General features: G+C 51.8%; 19 protein-coding genes and 1 riboswitch. Of the genes, 12 read left to right on the top strand and 7 right to left on the bottom strand.

Annotation, left to right across the window (positions count from 1 at the left end):
• Positions 1-127: 127 nt before the first annotated feature.
• The 5 genes from B1728_RS15235 to B1728_RS15255 all read left to right on the top strand — a co-directional run bounded on the left by B1728_RS15235 (position 128) and on the right by B1728_RS15255 (position 5,187).
• A complete protein-coding gene (locus tag B1728_RS15235; RefSeq protein WP_483310981.1) occupies positions 128-2,179 on the top strand; it encodes a transglycosylase domain-containing protein in 2,052 nt (683 codons plus the stop codon).
• Between the two features lie 347 nt (positions 2,180-2,526).
• The gene (locus tag B1728_RS15240) at positions 2,527-3,057 is read left to right on the top strand and encodes a hypothetical protein (RefSeq protein ID WP_079911099.1); all 531 of its coding nucleotides are present in this window, start codon (positions 2,527-2,529) and stop codon (positions 3,055-3,057) included.
• A gap of 102 nt (positions 3,058-3,159) precedes the next feature.
• Complete coding sequence (locus B1728_RS15245) at positions 3,160-3,834, top strand: SanA/YdcF family protein (RefSeq protein ID WP_079911100.1); 675 nt, start codon at positions 3,160-3,162, stop codon at positions 3,832-3,834.
• Between the two features lie 28 nt (positions 3,835-3,862).
• Complete coding sequence (locus B1728_RS15250) at positions 3,863-4,420, top strand: GNAT family N-acetyltransferase (RefSeq protein WP_079911451.1); 558 nt, start codon at positions 3,863-3,865, stop codon at positions 4,418-4,420.
• Between the two features lie 26 nt (positions 4,421-4,446).
• Positions 4,447-5,187, top strand: a complete 741-nt coding sequence (locus B1728_RS15255) for a metallophosphoesterase family protein (RefSeq protein ID WP_079911101.1) — start codon at positions 4,447-4,449, stop codon at positions 5,185-5,187.
• A 136-nt stretch (positions 5,188-5,323) separates the two neighbouring features.
• Here the strand turns inward: B1728_RS15255 and B1728_RS15260 are convergent, their stop codons facing one another.
• The gene (locus B1728_RS15260) at positions 5,324-5,839 is read right to left on the bottom strand and encodes a YwhD family protein (protein ID WP_079911102.1); all 516 of its coding nucleotides are present in this window, start codon (positions 5,837-5,839) and stop codon (positions 5,324-5,326) included.
• 217 nt (positions 5,840-6,056) lie between these two features.
• Between B1728_RS15260 and B1728_RS15265 the strand changes: the two genes are divergently transcribed.
• The 3 genes from B1728_RS15265 (at position 6,057) to B1728_RS15275 (ending at position 10,120) form a co-directional block, all read left to right on the top strand.
• Complete coding sequence (locus B1728_RS15265) at positions 6,057-8,228, top strand: M1 family metallopeptidase (RefSeq protein ID WP_079911103.1); 2,172 nt, start codon at positions 6,057-6,059, stop codon at positions 8,226-8,228.
• A 15-nt stretch (positions 8,229-8,243) separates the two neighbouring features.
• On the top strand, positions 8,244-9,059 hold the full coding sequence (locus B1728_RS15270) for a hypothetical protein (protein WP_079911104.1): 816 nt from the start codon (positions 8,244-8,246) through the stop codon (positions 9,057-9,059).
• Between the two features lie 447 nt (positions 9,060-9,506).
• Positions 9,507-9,644: riboswitch (cyclic di-AMP (ydaO/yuaA leader) on the top strand.
• Between the two features lie 5 nt (positions 9,645-9,649).
• Positions 9,650-10,120 carry a C40 family peptidase gene (locus tag B1728_RS15275; RefSeq protein ID WP_079911105.1) on the top strand — a complete coding sequence of 157 codons (471 nt, stop codon included), beginning with the start codon at positions 9,650-9,652 and terminating at the stop codon, positions 10,118-10,120.
• Between the two features lie 195 nt (positions 10,121-10,315).
• Here B1728_RS15275 and B1728_RS15280 read toward each other — a convergent pair whose 3' ends face one another.
• Positions 10,316-10,861 carry an NADPH-dependent FMN reductase gene (locus B1728_RS15280; RefSeq protein WP_079911106.1) on the bottom strand — a complete coding sequence of 182 codons (546 nt, stop codon included), beginning with the start codon at positions 10,859-10,861 and terminating at the stop codon, positions 10,316-10,318.
• Between the two features lie 219 nt (positions 10,862-11,080).
• Here B1728_RS15280 and B1728_RS15285 point away from each other — a divergent pair, with 219 nt between their 5' ends.
• A complete protein-coding gene (locus B1728_RS15285; protein WP_079911107.1) occupies positions 11,081-11,650 on the top strand; it encodes a DoxX family membrane protein in 570 nt (189 codons plus the stop codon).
• A gap of 197 nt (positions 11,651-11,847) precedes the next feature.
• Positions 11,848-12,615 carry an exodeoxyribonuclease III gene (locus B1728_RS15290; RefSeq protein WP_079911108.1) on the top strand — a complete coding sequence of 256 codons (768 nt, stop codon included), beginning with the start codon at positions 11,848-11,850 and terminating at the stop codon, positions 12,613-12,615.
• A 392-nt stretch (positions 12,616-13,007) separates the two neighbouring features.
• Here the strand turns inward: B1728_RS15290 and B1728_RS15300 are convergent, their stop codons facing one another.
• Both B1728_RS15300 and B1728_RS15305 read right to left on the bottom strand, forming a co-directional pair.
• The gene (locus B1728_RS15300) at positions 13,008-13,574 is read right to left on the bottom strand and encodes a sugar O-acetyltransferase (protein WP_079911110.1); all 567 of its coding nucleotides are present in this window, start codon (positions 13,572-13,574) and stop codon (positions 13,008-13,010) included.
• Between the two features lie 363 nt (positions 13,575-13,937).
• Positions 13,938-14,993 (bottom strand): 2,3-butanediol dehydrogenase, encoded by a 1,056-nt coding sequence (locus B1728_RS15305; RefSeq protein WP_079911111.1) that lies wholly within the window; start codon positions 14,991-14,993, stop codon positions 13,938-13,940.
• 285 nt (positions 14,994-15,278) lie between these two features.
• Between B1728_RS15305 and B1728_RS15310 the strand changes: the two genes are divergently transcribed.
• Positions 15,279-16,304 (top strand): LacI family DNA-binding transcriptional regulator, encoded by a 1,026-nt coding sequence (locus B1728_RS15310; protein WP_079911112.1) that lies wholly within the window; start codon positions 15,279-15,281, stop codon positions 16,302-16,304.
• A 117-nt stretch (positions 16,305-16,421) separates the two neighbouring features.
• Here B1728_RS15310 and B1728_RS15315 read toward each other — a convergent pair whose 3' ends face one another.
• Positions 16,422-17,264 carry a sulfurtransferase gene (locus B1728_RS15315; protein WP_079911113.1) on the bottom strand — a complete coding sequence of 281 codons (843 nt, stop codon included), beginning with the start codon at positions 17,262-17,264 and terminating at the stop codon, positions 16,422-16,424.
• A 167-nt stretch (positions 17,265-17,431) separates the two neighbouring features.
• On the opposite strand from B1728_RS15315, the gene B1728_RS15320 reads away from it, so the two are divergent.
• Positions 17,432-17,929, top strand: a complete 498-nt coding sequence (locus B1728_RS15320; RefSeq protein ID WP_079911114.1) for a GNAT family N-acetyltransferase — start codon at positions 17,432-17,434, stop codon at positions 17,927-17,929.
• Here B1728_RS15320 and B1728_RS15325 read toward each other — a convergent pair.
• Both B1728_RS15325 and B1728_RS15330 read right to left on the bottom strand, forming a co-directional pair.
• On the bottom strand, positions 17,924-18,235 hold the full coding sequence (locus tag B1728_RS15325) for a 4a-hydroxytetrahydrobiopterin dehydratase (RefSeq protein ID WP_079911115.1): 312 nt from the start codon (positions 18,233-18,235) through the stop codon (positions 17,924-17,926). The two genes, B1728_RS15320 and B1728_RS15325, sit on opposite strands and share 6 nt — an antisense overlap.
• A 34-nt stretch (positions 18,236-18,269) precedes the next feature.
• Positions 18,270-18,563: a hypothetical protein gene (locus tag B1728_RS15330; RefSeq protein WP_079911116.1), complete on the bottom strand. Its 294-nt coding sequence runs from the start codon at positions 18,561-18,563 to the stop codon at positions 18,270-18,272.
• Between the last annotated feature and the right edge of the window lie 89 nt (positions 18,564-18,652).

Genomic DNA, 18,652 nt, shown 5'->3' on the forward strand with positions numbered 1-18,652 from the left:
AAAGTAAGGACTCTTATAAGCTTGGGTTGAAATAGCCCTACAAAGCGGGCACTGGCCTTGAGCCTAGTCCAGTCCTTTTTTTGGGGGAGCTCCAAAATTATAATGTTGTATGAAAGGAGGGATGATCGTGTCCGATGCGAAAAAGAACAAACCGGCCGAGCCGGACGAGCTTCGCTGGTTCCGAAAGCTGAAATCGGCTGTCTCGCTCACTTTCTCTACGCTCCTTATGACTACGGCCGTCATCTTCATCCTGCTGTTATATATGCGTTCCCAGGCGCTGCCGGTCTCCAAAATGGGTCCCTCGACCGAAATGTACGATATGCACGGAGAGGTGCTGGAAACATTAAACGGGGGAAAAAACCGCCAGGAGGTTCCTCTTGACAACATTTCCCCTTATTTGGTCGAAGCGACGCTGGCCATTGAGGATCGTAATTTTTACAATCATTACGGCTTTGATCTGCGCGGGATCGCACGGGCGGCCGTCGTCAACCTGCAGCATATGGCCAAGGTTCAGGGGGCCGGTACGATTACGCAGCAGCTGGCCCGGAATCTGTACTTATCACACGAGCGCACATGGTCGAGAAAGCTGAAGGAAACGTACTACGCCGTCCAAATGGAATTGCATATGACCAAGGACGAAATATTGGACGAGTATTTGAATCAAATTTATTACGGGCATTCCACCTACGGCATTCAGGCGGCGGCCAAGCTGTTCTTCGGCAAGGATGCCAAGGATTTGACGCTTGCCGAAAGCGCCATGCTGGCCGGTATTCCGAAAGGTCCCCGCTACTATTCTCCCTACTATGATATGAAAAGCGCAAAGGACCGGCAGGAAACGGTGCTCCAAACGATGGTCCATGCCGGCATCATCAGTCAGGGACAGGCCGATCAGGCGGCTAAGGAAAAGCTGACAATCCTGCCGTTGGAGCCCCGCAAACCGGCGATCGCGGGCTACTTCCGCGATTATGTGCGCAGTGTGGCGACGGAAAAGCTGGGCATTACGGAGGACCAGTTCGATGACGGCGGCCTGAAAATCTATACGACGCTGGATATGAATACCCAGAGGGTCGCCGAAGAAACCGTGAGCTCCCAATTGGAGCCCTATCCGGAGATGCAGGCCGCACTGGTGGCAATCGACCCGCGCAACGGCTACGTCAAAGCGATGGTCGGCGGACGCAACTACAGCGAGAATCAATATAACCGGGCATTGTCCAATACCCGGCAGCCGGGCTCTTCCTTTAAGCCGATCATGTATGTCACCGCGCTTCAGCAAAAGCAGTATACCCCGGTGACACGGTTTAAAAGCGAGCCTACGACATTCACCTATGACAACGGAAAGCAAACGTACACGCCGAGCAACTTCGATAACAAGTATTTTGACTGGATCGATCTGCGGCAGGCGATCGCCAAATCGGACAACATCTTCGCCGTTCATACCATACTGGACGTAGGGCCGGAGAATGTCATTGCGATGGCGCGCAAAATGGGCATCAACAGCCCGATGAAGCCGCTCCCCTCGCTAGCGCTTGGCACCTTCCCGGTAAGCCCGTTCGAGATGGCGTCCGCCTTCGGCATCTTCGCCAACCAAGGCGTCCGGGTCGAGCCTACAATCATCACCCGCATCGAAGACAGCTACGGGCGGGTTCTGTATCAGGCGAATCCGGCCAAGGAAACGGTCATCCCGCCTTCTTACACTTACGTCATGACGCAGCTCATGGAGAGCGTATTCGAGACGGGGGGCACCGGCAACCGCGTCTCCGCCGTGCTGAAGCGTCCGGTTGCGGGCAAGACCGGCACCACCAACACAGACGCCTGGCTGGTCGGCTATACGCCCGAGCTGTCGACGGCCGTCTGGGTCGGTTATGACAAAGACCGGAACATCAATGCGGTAGAATCGCATCTGGCCGCCCCTATCTTTGCGGAGTTTACGGAGCATGCGCTGGAGTCGGTTCCGCCGAAGCTGTTCCCGATCCCTGACGGGGTGACCAGCGTCTACATTGATCCGGCGACAGGCAAGCTGGCGAATGATGACTGCCCTAACTCCAGAATGGAAGCCTTCGTGCAGGGAACCGAGCCTACCGACTACTGCACCGAGCAGAAGAAAGAGCCTGTGAAGCCGGCCAAGCCAAAAGGCAACGGCACCTGGTGGGAAGATCTGAAGCGCTGGTGGAACGATTGATGAGGGAGCCGCATCGGATACGGTGCGGCGAGTCTGTTAAAAAAACCGAAAATCTGAAAATTCGCTTCGGTCCCCCGGTGAGGTATCCCCTTCCGGCCGCTGTTGTTCTCGGGAAACTTTGATTATATACGCTTTATAGCGGGGATTTCCCGAAAACAAAGGCGAACGCTATCGCTCCTACAAAGGATACCCCGCCTGTCACCTTTTCCATTTTCTGCATGATAGGTTTTTTCAACGACCTGGCCGCATCGGATACGGTGCGGCTTTTTTGCTTTTTTAGCCAAATTCCTTCCATATTATGACACACAGCTATGCTATACTATGAGGACAACATTGGAGGTGCGTTTATGGGGCTTCATTCCATTCTAACTGCGGCAAAAAGCATCACAGAGCGGCTGGATGCGGCCGGCATCCCTTATGCTTCCGGCGGAAGCGGCCTATTGTACAGCCTCGGGCTCACAGAGCAGGTTCGCGACTGGGATATCACGACGGAGGCACCGCTTGAGGATGTGGAGAAAGCACTGAAAGGAATTTCGTGGACCAGGGCCGTCAGTGGGGATTATCCCTTTGCAAGCAGCTACCGGCTTTCCATCACACACGGTTCCCTTCCTGTAGATCTGATAGGCGGCTTCGCGATTCATACGGATGCCGGATTATGCCGGCTGTATTCCCATTCCTCCCGCGTATGGGAAGGCATCCCTATGGGGAGTCCCGAAGTATGGGCGGCCGCCTATGCATTGATGAACCGTGAGGAGAAGGCGAATAAGCTATTCTCCTATTTGACCGAATGCGGAGCGGACCAGGAGAGGCTGCAGCAGCTGCTGCAGGAACCGCTGCCAGAGCCTGTCCGCAGCAGACTTCTCGCTTTAACAATATGATTTTCAATGCAGGTCAAGCGTTAGCCGGATATCAGAAACTTTTGCGCCATTTGCCGCGTTATATACCATACAAACTAATTTTTCCATAGGTAAGGTTGGGAAATGATGAAGCTAAAATGGAAGCTTACGGCTGTCATCGTGCTGATTGCCGCTCCGATCTTCACTGTATTCACGATTAACAGCATTGTGAAATCCTCCGCGGCACCGTACATTGTCAGTGTTGAGGAGGCTCCTAAGGCCGAGGCTATTCTTGTTCTGGGTGCAAGGGTATATCCTAACGGCTCGGTATCCAGCATGCTGGGAGACCGATTGGATGCGGCCCTTGAGCTCAAGGAGGCAGGCAAAGCGGACCGGTTCATTGTGAGCGGTGATCACGGCAGAATGGATTACGACGAGGTCAATACGATGAGACGCTATCTGGAGCAGCGAAATGTAGAACCGGAGCATATCTTCATGGATCACGCCGGATTTAGCACATATGAAAGCATGTACCGCGCTAAAGATATTTTCCAGGCGAAAAAAGTCGTGATCGTGACCCAGGAGTACCATCTGATGCGCGCTGTCTATACCGCCCGGCAAATGGGTTTGGATGCTTACGGCGTCGCCTCGGACAGGCAGCAATACGCCGGGATGCCGCGCTACGAAACCCGCGAGGTATTAGCCAGGAACAAAGACTTTCTTTATGTAAATTTATTAAAGCCTAAACCGACTTATTTGGGGGACCCGATTCCCGTGATGACCTCTGACGGAAGAATCACCTCTGACGGCAAATCATAACGAACTCAGGTGAACAGAAGCTATGCCTATGAAGCTGCAAGCTGACATTGTCCATATACGCCCCCTCGCTCTATCCGATGCCGAAGCGCTGCATCGCCTTCGCACCGAGAACCGGGAATACCACCGGCTGTTTGAGCCGGTCCGCCCGGACGACCATTTTACGCTTGAGTTCCAGGAGGAACAAATTCGCCTAAGCCTGGTAAATGCGCAAAACGATACCAGCTACAGCTTCGGTATTTTTTTAAATGAAAGCGAGCATTTAATTGGACGCGTTAACCTATCCTCTGTATTCCGGGGGCCTTGGCAAAACGCTAATATCGGCTATTATTTAGATAAAGGGCATACAGGCAAAGGCTATGCGACGGAAGCCGTCAAGCTGACCGTACATTGCGCCTTCCACCATTTGAAGCTGCATCGCGTCCAAGGCGCTGTTATGCCCCGCAATACACCTTCCATCCGTGTGCTTGAGAAAGCAGGTTTTCGTTACGAGGGCTTAGCCCGAAACTACTTGCATATTCATGATGTGTGGGAGGATCATAATATTTATGCAATTACCTGTGAGGAGCAGCAGCAGGATCTTCCTTAATTTCAGGTAGCCAGGAGGGCTGCATAATGCAAAAAATAGCTGTCATATCCGATATTCACGGCAACATTCCGGCTCTCGATGCAGTGCTAGAGGACATACGCCAGCGGGGAGTCACGGCTATCTATTGTTTGGGAGATTTGGTCGGTACCGGCCCTCATCCGGCCGAAGCCGTTGATACCATCAAGGAGCTGTGTCCCGTCGTTGTAATGGGAAACTGGGATCATCTATTGACCAAGCCTAGTCAGGACGAGGTTCTCCAATGGCATCAGCGCCGGTTAGGGGAGGAACGCCTCCGCTGGCTCGGGCAGCTTCCCTTCTCCCACGATTTTATGATGAGCGGCAAGAAGATCCGGTTGTTTCACGCATCCCCGGTCAGTGTGTATACGCGCATTCAGCCGTGGGATTCAATGGAAAGCCGGCTCACCATGTTTCATAATACCGACCAGACAGGAGGAACGGATGGCAGCGAGCTGCCCGATGTCGTCGGCTACGGAGACATTCACAACGCCTACTCCCAAAATCTGCGCGGAAGAACGCTGTTTAATGCAGGCAGCGTAGGCAACCCTCTCGACATCCCGCAGGCCTCCTATGCCATATTGGAAGGGCAGCTCGACAGCTCCGTTCCTTCCGCCTTCTCCATCCAGCTTGTCCGGGTTCCTTATGATATCGAGCTGGCCGTCCGTCTGGCGGAGCAGGCCGATATTCCGCTGCTCGAACCGTACAGCCGCGAGCTTCGAACAGGGCGTTACCGCGGCTTGAAGGAATAATTCTATTTTTGTCCAACACAAAAAGGCAGACCGAGGTCTGCCTTTTTGCTGTCCTAGTATATGTTGCATATACTGAGCAATAGTATACATCGTTCGCGAGGACTTATACAATGGAAGTCACATAATGTACATAATTTTATGCCAGCGCTTCCTTCAGCGCCTCATCTGAGTTTTCCCACATCTCCGGGTTGTACTCCATAAGCAATTTTCGCAAGGCCGCCTTCTCCCGGGCCGGCAAATTTTCCAGCATGATCCGGCGTTTTAGCGCATAATCCATCCGGTTTACATGGTCAGCCAGGATCTTCCACCCGCGTCTTGCCTCCGGATCGACCGACATTTCGCAGGACGTCACACCCGCATAATAAGAGCCGGATTCCCTGCGGTCTGCCGCTACCCAAACGATCCAGCAGGTGCGCCCGTTCGGGACGTCCTCCTTGTTTGTCGAGAATTTGATGCCCTTCTCCACTTTGCTCTTCGCATGCAGAGCTCCCATATCGAGATACGCTTCGTCCCCATCGATAATGACGCTGGACAGCTGGCTCAGGTCGATAGATCCTGCGCCAAAGCCGCGATGCTCCACCTTGCCGCTGACAATGTTGAGGGAGTTCAATTTTTTCGGCTTATCCGCCGCTTGATCCTTATTTATATCCATTAATGGCACCATCCGTCTTTAATGTTATCGTCTTGCCCGTTCCTTCTATTTTAGCTAAAATGCCCCCCCTATTTCCACTAAAAACGAAAAATTATTGATACAGCCCTCAGCGGACAGGGTAAGCAGCCTGAAAAATTTCTTTTGTACCGAGCAGAAATAATCCTCGTCCCACAAACATATACATGCTGTAGATGCTTGTCAACGGGGTGAAAAATAGATGAAAAATGTTATCGGCAACCGACTCGCGCAATGGTGTCTTCTCGTAGTCCTTGCCAGCGGAGCAACCTTTGCAAGCCAAGCCCTGCCGGGCGGCAGCCTTCCGCAGCAAGCTCCATTCTCTCTATCCGACCTGCGCGAGGGTGCGGAACTATTAGGCTCGCTCGCACCGAATCCCGTCGCCATGACCTCCTCATCATTGAAGGGAGAGCCCGACTTTCAACCGTATCAATTCGATCTGTCTCAAGCGGACGGCTCCTCGCTGGGTCTTCAGCTCCAGCCTCTGGCCAAGCCCGTGGCAGCACGTATGAATGAGCCCGCAACGCCGGCGCCTCCCAGCTTGCCGGCCAAGCCTATCGAGAAGCCTGCCCCGCAGCCGCTCAGCTCCCGCATCGTCGAGTATCATATGAACGTCGAGCTGGATGCGGCTAAAAAGCAGATTGCCGGCACTCAGACGCTGACCTGGAAAAATCCCGGAAGCCAGCCGGTACAAGAGCTTTACTTCCACATGTACCCGAATGCGTTCAAATCCAAAAAAACGACCTTCATGAAAGAGTCCGGCGGCAAGCTGAGGGAAGATAAAAGCACAGAAAACAATACAGGGAATATGGACATCAGCAGTATCAAAACGTTAGAGGGCGAGGAGCTCGTCTCCAAAATGGAGTATGTTCAGCCCGACGACGGTAACAAGGATGACCAGACCTTGATGAAAATCACCCTGCCCAAGGCGGTGAACCCCGGAGAGCGAATCACGCTGAAAACCAACTTTTCCGTTCAGTTCCCTTCTGTGTTCGCCAGGATGGGGTACGCCGACGATTTCATCATGGCTGGGCAGTGGTTCCCGAAGGTAGCCGTCTATGAGCCGGCAGGTACCAGAGGACGCACGGCCGAGGGCTGGAATTTGCACCAATATCACGGCAATTCGGAGTTTTATGCGGATTTCGGCATTTTTGACGTACGCATCAAAGTGCCGTCCAGCTACACGGTTGCAGCCACCGGTTTTCCGACGAAGCCGCCTGCGGACGACGGGAAGACGAAAACCTATTCGTTCTATTCCGATGACGTGCATGATTTTGCCTGGGCCGCCTCCCCTCATTTCATTTATTATGAAGAGCCCTACGCCACCCAGCAAATTCCGGGCGTCCGCATCAAGCTGTATCTCGATCCCAAGCACGAGCAGCTGAAAAACCGTTACATGACCGCCGCCAAAAAAGCATTGGCACGGTTCTCCCAATGGTATGGCAGCTACCCGTACTCCACGCTCTCGATCGTTGTACCGCCCGAGAACGGCAATGGAGCAGGCGGCATGGAATACCCGACACTCGTCACCGGTTGGGGAGCAGCCAGCGAACAGCCGGACCTGGAGCTTGAGCGGGTAATCGTACATGAAATTGGACATCAATTCTGGTATGGCATGGTCGCGAACAACGAGTTCGAGGAAGCTTGGCTGGATGAGGGCTTTACCTCCTATGCCGAGGATAAGCTGATGGAGCTGGAGTACGGCGTTAAGCCGAATCTGCTCGTGGAGTCCAGCTATATGACTTCTCCGGCAGCGCTCAAGCTGGATTCCTGGGCGTACCGGGGCCACAATCAATATGCCGAGAACGTCTACATCCGGGCCAAGCTGGTATTAAAGTCGCTCGAGCAGCAAATCGGCCGGGATACGATGGACCGTGTGATGAAGACCTATTTCCAGCGCTGGAAGTTCAAGCATCCGACGACCTCCGATTTCCAGAAGGTACTGGAGGACGTGACCAAGACGAGCTGGGCAGCCTTCTTCGATCAATATGTCTATAACGGCCTTATGGTAGACTACGCCGTGACCGGCATTCACAGCAAGCAGGTTGTCCAGGAAGGACAGCCCTTATATGAGAATACGGTCCGTATTCAAAGGTTCGGGGGAACCTATTCTACGATTCCCATCCGCTTCCATTTTGCCGATGGCTCGCAAATTGATAAAACCTGGGACGGGATCGACGCCGACGTCCAGTTCAAGCTGAATCACACGGCGCCTTTGGATTACGCTTCTATCGACCCGCATTACTCTATCGTGCTGGAAAACAAGCGAATCAACAGCTTTATGAAAACTAATGTGGACAGCAAGCTATCCATTCGCTGGAATGTCGGTGTGGTCAAATTAATCGAGACCTTGTTCGGCTGGGTCGCATGGTGAGGTGAGCAAGCGCTTATGTTGAATTTAATAAAAAAAGGATTGGGCTTAACCTGGAACCAGCCTTTTACCGTATGCACTCTATTTATTTATAATCTGCTGTGGGGGCTCGGGCTCTTCGAATGGATCCACTCCATCGTCTTCCCCTTGCTCCGCCGCTATCCCGGCAAAGAGCAGGCCCGTGAAGCGGTACAGCTCTTCTGGATCGAAGGCCAGTTCCAATTGACGAAGACCGACCTCGTGCAGCCTTACCTTCTGTGGGGGCTCGGGCTGCTGCTGGCCCGCATGCTGCTCACCCCGGTGCTGAACGCCGGTGTATACTACTCACTTAAGCATACCGAATTAAACGCCGGTTACCGGTTCGTCCAAGGGATACGTGAGCTGACCTTACCGTTCTTCGGCTACTACCTGGCCCAAATGGCGCTGCAGCTCGGCCCGCTGTACTGGCTGATCCCCAAAGCAGCCCAGCTGTACAGCAAGCAAGCGACACTGTATGCGGCCGCGCAGGAATTGCTGCCTTGGCTCGGCGCCTATCTGGCCTACATGTTTATTCTGCAGACGCTGTTTATGTATCTGCAATTCGGGAAAGTATGCGGAAAGTCATCCTTATTCTCCGTATCCCTCCTGCTGCGCAACGTTCTTCCTGCCCTGTTGATCGCTGTCACGGTCGCACTGATCGGCCTTCTTATTACCGCCGCCGTCGTGACATCCACCATGATATGGGCCGGATTCCTTGCTCTTCTCGGCTTTCAAGCCTACCGCTTCATCCATATGTTCTGCAAAATGTGGGAGATCACGGCTCAATACGCGCTTTGGTCCGCCAAAAGCGAATAGCTTCCCCCGATGTCCTGACCGGCAGAGAGAAACAAACGGACCCACTATTTATAAAATATCAAAAAAAACCGTCCGCTTCCCCTTGGAAGCTGCGACGGTTTTTTCGTGTTACAGGGTTCAGGTTACATCCCAATTCATGCCACCCGATGTGAGATAACAGATTTTATCCATAAAGTCAATAGCCCGCTAAATCGGGCAACCTCACTACAGACAGTAATGTTCCACGATTTGGACGACGCCCATGTCAAACGACTCAGCATTTTGTCGAAATATGGATGAAAACGCCCCGTTTCCTCCCAATGATTTTTCATTGTAAACCTTTTCATCTACTGCTTTTTTAGAAATTTCGAGAAATATAGCAAAAAAACCTTTATAATTGTGAACTTTTTATGACAGCGGGAGGAAAACTGCATATTTGATCGAATTGTTGTAGTCGTAACAAAAATAACGTACATATTGCCGAATTTCCACAGCGGAAAACGGGGGATCCAAATACCCGGGTGAATTGATCTCGCAACAGAGTGATCATAGGGAGCCTTCAACCGAACCCTTAAGCTAACCTCGTAGGCATCGGAAGGGGAAAATTTCCTTTGAAAAAGTTTTTTGGTTTTGCCGTTTCTGTGGCACTGTTTTGCAGCATTCAAGTAGGAAGCGCTTTTGCGGAAACGCCGCTAAGTCAAGCCGTGAACGAAGAGCTGGGAGCGCCTTATAAATGGGCGGGTACCACAGCAAAAGGCTTTGATTGCTCCGGCTACACTTCCTTCGTCTTCGCAAAATTCGATATCGATTTGCCTCATACGTCTAAAGGACAAGCAGCGATCGGTACAACGGTGTCCCAAGATGAGCTACGCCCAGGCGATCTTGTGTTCTATAACACGGATGGCAAAGGAATCTCACATGTCGGTATTTATGTTGGTGACGGAAAGTTCTACCATTCCGCCACAAACAAAGGCGTTACCGTGACCAAGCTTAGCGATTCCTACTACGCCAAGCGTTTTGTCACAGCGAAACGCATCCTGTCGGAAGAGCAGTACCAAGCTGTGATGACCGACAGCAAATAGAAGCATCGCGCAACTATTTTTTGAAGCCCTCAGCGTTTGCCTCCGTTACGTCTCCAGCGTCCGGACAAGCCTGCAGGGCTCTCTTTCTTCTATACGATTGGTTACCCGAAAAAGTTCCACTTGAACCCGTTTTCTCGCCCTTCCAATTTCGACCAGGTGAGTAAACCTAGAGACTCACGTCTCGAAAGGAATCCTTCACTCGCTTCCCCGCTTCAGTACCGCATCCGACATCCTTACAAGCAATCGCCTTATCTCCTCAGCCGCTTCCGCATCCGTCCATTCGCCCCGATCGTTGATCTTTTTGGATACGAGTGGAATCGACAGCTGTCCTCCTTCGAACAGGTGAGCGGTTAGCATGCCTAAAGTCAGCATCAGGGAAGCATGAGCCACCTTCCCTCCTGTCGCTAGCGGGGAAGCGCTTATGGCGGCCGTCGGTTTATTCATCAGCTCTCCCGACGAGACCAGCCAATCCAACGCGTTCTTCAGAACGCCGGGCACTCCATTCGCATATTCCGGCGTACAGATCATCACTCCATCTGCCGCTTGCAGCGTCTTTCGCCATACAGCTACCGAAGCCGGTGGAGCATCTCCATCCAAGTCGGGATTAAAATGCGGGAGATCCCCTATCCCCTCAAAGCTAACCAGCTCCATCCCCTCCGGCGCCAAAGCCTCTGCGGCCTGCAGCAGCCTTGTATTAGAGGATTCCTTGCGCAAGCTGCCGGAAATCGTTACGATTCTCATTCTGCTCCTCCTCCTTTTCGTCATGATACGATTATAACCTACCGGAGTAAGGAAAGCCTTACAAACCCTGCTTCTTGGATGTTACAGCCATGATGATGGAAATAATACATTCCCAGGTATCTTGTGATAAATATCACATATAATTATTCGAGCTCCAGCTACAATAAAGCCATCCAATAGATCCCACAGCGAACGGTTTTACATTGAGGAGGTTATTCCATGAGCAAACACGAAATCGTAATACCCGAAAATCCCGTTTCCCATTTTTTATTCAGCAGCACCCGGGCGGGTGTGATTTGGTTAATCATTCGCCTCTATGTCGGCTACACTTGGGTTACATCCGGATGGGGAAAAATAACGAACCCTGCATGGACCGGCGATAAAGCGGGAACCGCTCTGACAGGATTTATCAAGGGGGCATTGGCCAAAGCCGAGGCCGGCAAGGATGTTACCGGCTGGTATGCGAGCTTTCTGGAGCACTTCGTACTGCCGAATGCCAAGGTATTCGGATTCGTTGTCGCCTTCGGCGAGCTGCTCGTAGGACTCGGATTGATCCTGGGTCTGTTAACCGGCATCGCAGCCTTCTTCGGCGGCGTTATGAACGCCAGCTTCTTATTCGCCGGAACCTTGAGCACGAACCCGATTTTATTTATTTTGGCCACATGGCTGGTGCTGGCATGGAAAAATGCAGGCTGGTACGGGTTAGACCGCTGGGCGCTGCCTTTCCTCGGTACGCCTTGGGGACGCAAAGCATCGACCGAAGGCTTCAAGTCCGCCCCGCCGCTGTAAACGCAAGCTTATCAATGGATAAGTACATGAAAAATCAGCAGCAGGAGGAACAACCCGTCCGCCGGTAACCCGCGGGCGGTTTTTTTGCGTCCTCTCCCTCCACGCATCCAGGTACGAACCATTCCCCTCTACTTGAACTATCAATCTATGATACACTGAATAAATAGATGACAAGTAAGCGGTAAGGAGATAGAGCAATGAAACTGGTATCCTGGAACGTCAATGGTTTACGTGCTTGTGTTAACAAAGGTTTTTACGATTATTTCAAGGAATGCGGAGCCGATATATTCTGTGTTCAGGAGACGAAGCTGCAGGAAGGACAAATTAGCCTGGAGCTGGGAGATTCCTTCTATCAATATTGGAATTACGCCGTTAAGAAGGGATACTCCGGCACCGCCGTCTTTACCAAGATAGAGCCGCTTTCCGTGCGATACGGCATCGAAGAGGACCAAGAAGAAGAGGGCAGGATTCTCACGCTGGAATTCGAATCATTTTATCTAGTCAATGTGTATACTCCCAATGCCCGTCGCGACCTGTCCCGGTTGGCGTACAGACTGGAGTGGGAGGAAAGGTTCCGCGCCTACCTTCAGCAGCTGGACGAACAGAAGCCTGTTATCGTTTGCGGGGACCTGAATGTGGCGCATCAGGAAATAGACCTGAAAAATCCGAAGTCCAATCAAAACAATTCCGGCTTCACTCCGGAGGAACGGGAGAAAATGACGCAGCTTCTGGAGGCGGGATTTCTCGATACGTTCCGGCATTTCTACCCTGACCGGACAGATGTCTACAGCTGGTGGTCCTTCATGCCCAAGGTAAGGGAGCGGAACATCGGATGGCGCATTGATTATTTTCTGGCTTCCTCCCGACTTGCTCCCTTCTTGCTGGATGCGCAAATAGATACGGAAATCTTCGGCAGCGATCACTGTCCCGTGATTCTTACGATGTCTGACGAGATTAGCGGCTAAAAAGATTTGCGGCCAATTTCTTGATAGATAAGATTAAGCCTATGCAGCGGCCCCTCTCTATTTATCGTTCACGATTACTGCACTCATTCGACTTAACTCAAGCCACCTTTTCGGTGGCTTGATTCTGTTGAAAACCTGAAAATCTGAAAATTGCTCCGGTACCCCGGTGAGGTATCCCCCTCCGGTCGCTGTTGTTCTCAGGAAACTTTGATTAAATTCGCTTTATAGCGGGAGTTTCCCGAGAACAAAGGCGAACGCTATCGTTCCTCCTGGAGATACCCCACCTACCATTCGCATTTTTCTGTATGATAGTTTTTTTCAACAACCTGAAGCCATCTCTCTGGTGGCTTATTTTTTTCATTGTCAGTATTCGTTTGTTAAAGAAATGGTTGTTAAACATCGATGGTCTTAATAACCTTCGCAGGATTTCCTCCTACGACAACATTGCTAGGAACATCTTTGGTTACAATTGCCCCGGAAGCTATTACCACATTATCACCGATAGTAACGCCGGGATTAATAACGGCTCTTCCACCTATCCAAACATTATTGCCAATCGTTACAGGCTTCCCAAACTCAGCCCCCGAAACTCGTTCAAACGGGTTTAGCGGGTGTGTGGCCGTATAAATATGTACGCCTGGTGCTATAAAACAATTTTCACCGATACGGACTTCACACACATCCAGAATAACGCAATCGAAGTTCGCATAAAAATGGTTGCCTACATGAATGTTATAGCCGTAATCGCAACGAAATGTCGGTTCCATATACAGGTTTTCACCGGTTGAACCAAAGAGCTGTTTGAGCAATTCCGTTCGTTTATCATAATCCGTTTCTATCGTTTGATTGAACAGTCTGGTCAGCTTTCTAGCGTTCTCACGGTCTTTGGTTAATTCCGGATCGGAAGCAAGGTATAATTCTCCGGCTAACATTTTCTCTTTCTCGGTTCTCGTATTCATCTTGGACATCCTTTCGTATATGAATATCTTCATGGAATTGAGTTACAAGCCTAATAATGATCCAGACGCTTGCTTGCGGTGCCTCTAAACCGTCCCCAGCTTCCAATGTAGCATATTTCTGTCAAAGCCGGGTTATTCAACAAACGGACCTACAAAAGGACCTTAGCTTCGTAATTTTGCGGGGCCCCGAAAATTTATAGCTCTATAAAAAAAAGGGCGTGACCACCGCCTCCCGGCAGTCCGCCACAGCCCAAATTCATTGGTAAGGGACTACGTTCATGAAACAAGGGGAGCCCGGGTGCGGGCTTCCTTATGCTGTGCCGCATCCACTTGGCTAGGCTCAGCTACAGGTACGACACAGGATTAGTTGCTTTTTGGAGAAACCAAAATTTTGATTTGGCTCTTCTCCTTAATGAGAGTCTCGAAGCCTTCCTCCACAATATCGGAAAGCGGAATCCGCTTGGTCACCAGCTTGTCGGCGGGGAAATATCCTTGCTCCATCAAGCTTATGACGGCAGGGAAAATATCACGGTAGCCGATGATCCCGGCAATATTGCGCTCTTTCAGCACGATTTGGTTAGGATGAATAGATGCCTCACGCTCGAAAATGCTGACGATCATAATTTGACCGCTGATTTTTGTCGAAGCAATGGCTTGGTTCAATACGGCCGGAACGCCGGTCACTTCATAGCATACGTCCGCTCCGCCGTTAGTAAGGCGCTGGATTTCTGACACAATGTCCGTTTCCGCCGGATTCAAGACTATGGCTCCCAGCTCTGCCGCTTTGCTGCGTCTCTCCTCGGACAGCTCCACCGCATAAATTTCCGATGCGCCGGAAGCCTTCAAAGCTTCGATCAGCAGCAAGCCGATCGGGCCCGTCCCGAATACAACCGCGCGGTCGCCTACTTTCAGCTGGCTCGAGCGAACGGCGTACAGGACGACAGCCGAAGGCTCAACTAATGCGCCTTGCTCATAAGATAGACTGTCCGGAATTTTGTGCACCATATGCTCATCTGCCGCTACATATTCCGAGAAGCCTCCTCCGCCCCCGGCCAGGCCCAGGAAGCCCATTTTGTCGCAAAGATTGTATTTGCCGTGTCTGCAGGATTCGCATGTGCCGCATGAGAACACAGGCTCGACCACTACACGGTCTCCAACCCGGAACCGGGTCACCCCTTCGCCGACCTCAACGATTTGTCCGGAAAACTCATGGCCCATGACGATAGGCGCTTTTTCATTCGTAAGCGGATGGGGCGTTCCCTCAGGAATAAAAATAGGACCTGCAGCATATTCATGCAGATCGCTTCCGCATATTCCGCACGCCTCGATTCTGATTTTGACCTGCCCTTTCTTAGGGGTAGGCTCATCGATCGTCTCTACGCGCAAGTCCTTCACACCATGCCATCTTAACGCTTGCATATTAGTCATCTCCCTGTAGGAATTAAGAAATAAATGATATGATTTCCCATTTACAAAGGCATAATAGGAAACGTTTCCGGTAACTATCATGTCACAGTTTCGACAAACTGTCAAATAACAAAACGGGGAGCCCACCTGCTTATTTGCCGTAAAAACGAGTCCTATCCCGTGGTTTGACCGCAATCCCGTTTTAGGAAGGATAAGCTATGATATAATAAAAATAGAACTCCCATCTCGCGGAAACAATTCGGAAACGATTCCGAAATGAAAGGAACATTCCTTCGTATGACGAATAACAAAAAGCTGACGATCGAGGATGTCGCCAAAAGAGCCGGTGTCGGCATCGCCACCGTGTCCCGGGCGCTTAATAATCATAAAGGCATCAGCGCCAAGACGAAGGCCAAAATATTGCAGGTCGTAGAAGAGATGGGCTTTACGCCCAACACTTCGGCCCAGAGCCTCAAAATACGCCAAACACGCCAGATTGCGCTGGCGGTCCCCGATATCCGGAATGCTATCATTCCGGATATTGCATGGTCGGTCGAGCAGGCGGCCAAGCAGCATGGGTACAGAGTCGTGCAGATCAATACGCTGGGGAATGCCATGCTGGAGCTGGAGACGCTGAGGGAGCTGGACAAGCTGCATGTGGACGGGCTTGTCATTATGCCTCTGGCGTATCCCAAACAGCTCGAGCCCATGATAAATCAGGCCGTGATCCCAGTATCCGTCATCAACTACGGCAAAAAAATGAGCGAGGACCTCAACGCGGATATTGTCGGCATGGCCCGCCAGGAGGGCAAGCTGGTGATGGAGCATTTACTGCAGATAGGGCGGACACGAATCGCTTATGCAGGTGCCCCGAAGCAAAAGATTGAGGAGCGTTATTTTGCTTACGAGCAGTCGCTTAACCACGTGGATCCGTCCCTTGTCTATTTCGGCGAAGATTTCTCTTTTGAAACGGGACGGCAGGCGGCCAATTATTTTTACAGCCTGAAGCATATGCCGGACGCCATCTATGCGGTGAATGACATGGTTGCCATCGGCATCGTAAACCGGCTCAAGGAGCTTGGCGTTCGAGTGCCGGAGGATGTGGCGATTGCGGGCATCGATAACAATCTGTGGGCGACCGTAACGACACCGCAGATCACCTCCGTCTCCATCATGGGCAGCGAGGTCGGAAGGCTCGCGGCGGAGCTATTACTCAAACGCATTCAATATCCGAACACTTCCGGCTATGAACGGGTAGAATTTGAGCCCCGGCTTATTGTCAGAGAGTCTACCGTCAAAATGAATCAGTACGCCAAAAGCTGACTCCCCCTCTCAGCAAGAGGAATAGGCATAGTAACAAGCCAAAGAGGGCTGCTGCAGGGTATCATCCTTCCCCTGCCGCAGCCCTTACATTGTGCGCATAAACAGTTATGCGCTCTCTTATTCTTCCCCTGTCGCGATCGGATTGTCCTTGTACGAGATCCAGTCGCTCCAGCTGCCGGAATACAGCTTCACGTTCGCCAAGCCTGCTTCCTTCATCGCCAGCACGTTAGGACAAGCGGTAACGCCTGACCCGCAGTACACGATAACCTCATCGGCCTTTTGCAATTCTACGAATTGCTCACGAAGCGCCGCCGCTTCCTTCCAGCTCCCCTGTTCGTTCAGGCTTTGCTTCCAGAAGTAATTTTTTGCTGAAGGAATATGTCCGGCTACCGGATCAATCGGTTCCTCCAGGCCAAGATATCGGCGCTCTTCACGGGAATCGACCAATACCGTCCCTGGACGACCTATGCGCTCCTTCACTTCCTCCATGCTGACCAGCATCGAGCTCTGCAGCTTGGGCACGAATACAGCCTCGTGCACAGCCGGCGGCTCGTCGGTTACCGGGTAGCCTGCGGCCTTCCACTTGGAGTATCCTCCGTCTAACACAAAGACTTGCGTATGTCCTGCATATTGGAGCATCCACCATAAGCGGGAAGCCATGGCTCCGCCCTGGTCGTCGTATACGATAACCTTCGATTCGCTGCTGATGCCGGCGGATCCCATAATTTGCGCAAAGCGGTTCATATCCGGAAGCGGATGCCGCCCTCCGTGCTCCGATATCGGGGCCGACAGGTCTTGTTCCAAATCGATATAAACGGCGCCGGGGATATGATCCTGCTCATACGCCTTCCGTCCTGCTTCCGCGTTGCCCATTCCCAATACGAAACGACAATCTATGATGACGACAAACTCATCTGTTCCATGCTCGAACAACCATTCCTGAGATACGATATGCTGCATCGAAGGTTCACTTCCTTTGCTGAAGGTAAATGTTTTCTTCTAGTATACAACGGAACGGCAGAGGAACAAAATGTGGAAATATTCAAGGAAAGCCGCAGGTCGACAAAAAAGCCCCCACTCTGTACAATGGAGTATGGTAATTATTTGGAAAAGGAGATGAGTGCGCCATGCACACGACATCCCAATTTCGTGTCGTCCCCTTAACGGAAGATCATTGCCGCGATATTTGTACGTGGGAATATCCCGTTCCTTATAACGTATACAACTGGCGCTCCTGGGAGCTGATGGTTGCGGAACAGGAGGAATTCGCCGATGCGGCGCTTCGGGAGGAGCAGTACCGCGGTGTTGTCGATTCCGACGGCTTGCTGGTGGGCTTCGCTCAATTCTTCCCTTTGGTCGGCGTGACCCGGCTCGGTCTAGGCATGCGCCCGGAGTTTTGCGGACAGGGGTACGGGGTTGAATTCGTACGCACCATCGTAACCGAAGCCAAGCAAAAAGCACCTTCCAACGAAATCGACCTGGAGGTGCTGATCTGGAACATCCGCGCTTACCGCGTATATGAGAAAGCAGGCTTTGTGCAGACCGATACCTACGAGCGGAAAACCCCCACTGGGATGGAAACGTTCCACTGCATGGTCTGGAAAGGCTCCGCTGAGCCGCTATAAATCGGCGTATCGCTCGAACACGGCGTCATAGCGCGAAGCCGCCTCGAAATCAAGGTCCGTCAAGCCTCCTGCCCGCCAGGAGGTCAGACGCAGCCGCACCAGCTTGTAATCGACAGCAATGAACGGATGGTGATTCAGCTCCTGCTCCGATATCCGGGCGATCTCCTGAACAAATTGAATCCCGTCCATATAAGCCGGAAACCGGTACGATTTGACGATCCATTTGCCGTCCTCCCTGCTCCAGCCGTCCGCTTGCCCGAGCCTGGATACGATCTCTTCCTCCGTCAGCTTCGTCAATTTCATCATGGCCATCCTTCCCCTGAACCGTCCGCGCGAGCCGCTATACCAGGTAAACCACGCTGATCAGCTTGCCCTCATGGTAAACGACAATCACATGCTTTTCCCGGTCATGGCTCACCGTGCAGCTGCCGACGCGCATTTTGGGCTCCGTACCCAAACCGTAGAACAGATCGTCAGCCAGCGTCTTGATGCATTCCTGCTGCTCCTCGCCGTCCAGCTCATTCCAATCCTCCGGTGTCATTTCCAAAAAAGAATAACATTCGTCGATGCTGTGTAAAGCTTGGGTAAAGTCGTCAATAATGTCATTATATTCTCGGGCGAATTTAATTCCCATGCAACGTCAGTCCTTCCGGGTTGAAAATGGAATGAAAATGCTTACTAAGCATTTTAACCTGAAAATTCCTTCTCATGCAACCGCACGGA

It is taken from the genome of Paenibacillus sp. 32352, from assembly GCF_002042965.1.
Taxonomy (GTDB): domain Bacteria; phylum Bacillota; class Bacilli; order Paenibacillales; family NBRC-103111; genus Paenibacillus_S; species Paenibacillus_S vulneris.

Excerpts from the sequence above, each read along its gene's own strand:
- B1728_RS15240 (WP_079911099.1), top strand. The coding sequence starts at position 2,527 with ATGGGGCTTCATTCCATTCTAACTGCGGCAAAAAGCATCACAGAGCGG.
- B1728_RS15245 (WP_079911100.1), top strand. The coding sequence starts at position 3,160 with ATGATGAAGCTAAAATGGAAGCTTACGGCTGTCATCGTGCTGATTGCC.
- B1728_RS15250 (WP_079911451.1), top strand. The coding sequence starts at position 3,863 with ATGAAGCTGCAAGCTGACATTGTCCATATACGCCCCCTCGCTCTATCC.
- B1728_RS15255 (WP_079911101.1), top strand. The coding sequence starts at position 4,447 with ATGCAAAAAATAGCTGTCATATCCGATATTCACGGCAACATTCCGGCT.
- B1728_RS15260 (WP_079911102.1), bottom strand. The coding sequence starts at position 5,839 with ATGGATATAAATAAGGATCAAGCGGCGGATAAGCCGAAAAAATTGAAC.
- B1728_RS15265 (WP_079911103.1), top strand. The coding sequence starts at position 6,057 with ATGAAAAATGTTATCGGCAACCGACTCGCGCAATGGTGTCTTCTCGTA.
- B1728_RS15270 (WP_079911104.1), top strand. The coding sequence starts at position 8,244 with ATGTTGAATTTAATAAAAAAAGGATTGGGCTTAACCTGGAACCAGCCT.
- B1728_RS15280 (WP_079911106.1), bottom strand. The coding sequence starts at position 10,861 with ATGAGAATCGTAACGATTTCCGGCAGCTTGCGCAAGGAATCCTCTAAT.
- B1728_RS15285 (WP_079911107.1), top strand. The coding sequence starts at position 11,081 with ATGAGCAAACACGAAATCGTAATACCCGAAAATCCCGTTTCCCATTTT.
- B1728_RS15290 (WP_079911108.1), top strand. The coding sequence starts at position 11,848 with ATGAAACTGGTATCCTGGAACGTCAATGGTTTACGTGCTTGTGTTAAC.
- B1728_RS15300 (WP_079911110.1), bottom strand. The coding sequence starts at position 13,574 with ATGAATACGAGAACCGAGAAAGAGAAAATGTTAGCCGGAGAATTATAC.
- B1728_RS15305 (WP_079911111.1), bottom strand. The coding sequence starts at position 14,993 with ATGCAAGCGTTAAGATGGCATGGTGTGAAGGACTTGCGCGTAGAGACG.
- B1728_RS15310 (WP_079911112.1), top strand. The coding sequence starts at position 15,279 with ATGACGAATAACAAAAAGCTGACGATCGAGGATGTCGCCAAAAGAGCC.
- B1728_RS15315 (WP_079911113.1), bottom strand. The coding sequence starts at position 17,264 with ATGCAGCATATCGTATCTCAGGAATGGTTGTTCGAGCATGGAACAGAT.
- B1728_RS15320 (WP_079911114.1), top strand. The coding sequence starts at position 17,432 with ATGCACACGACATCCCAATTTCGTGTCGTCCCCTTAACGGAAGATCAT.
- B1728_RS15325 (WP_079911115.1), bottom strand. The coding sequence starts at position 18,235 with ATGATGAAATTGACGAAGCTGACGGAGGAAGAGATCGTATCCAGGCTC.
- B1728_RS15330 (WP_079911116.1), bottom strand. The coding sequence starts at position 18,563 with ATGGGAATTAAATTCGCCCGAGAATATAATGACATTATTGACGACTTT.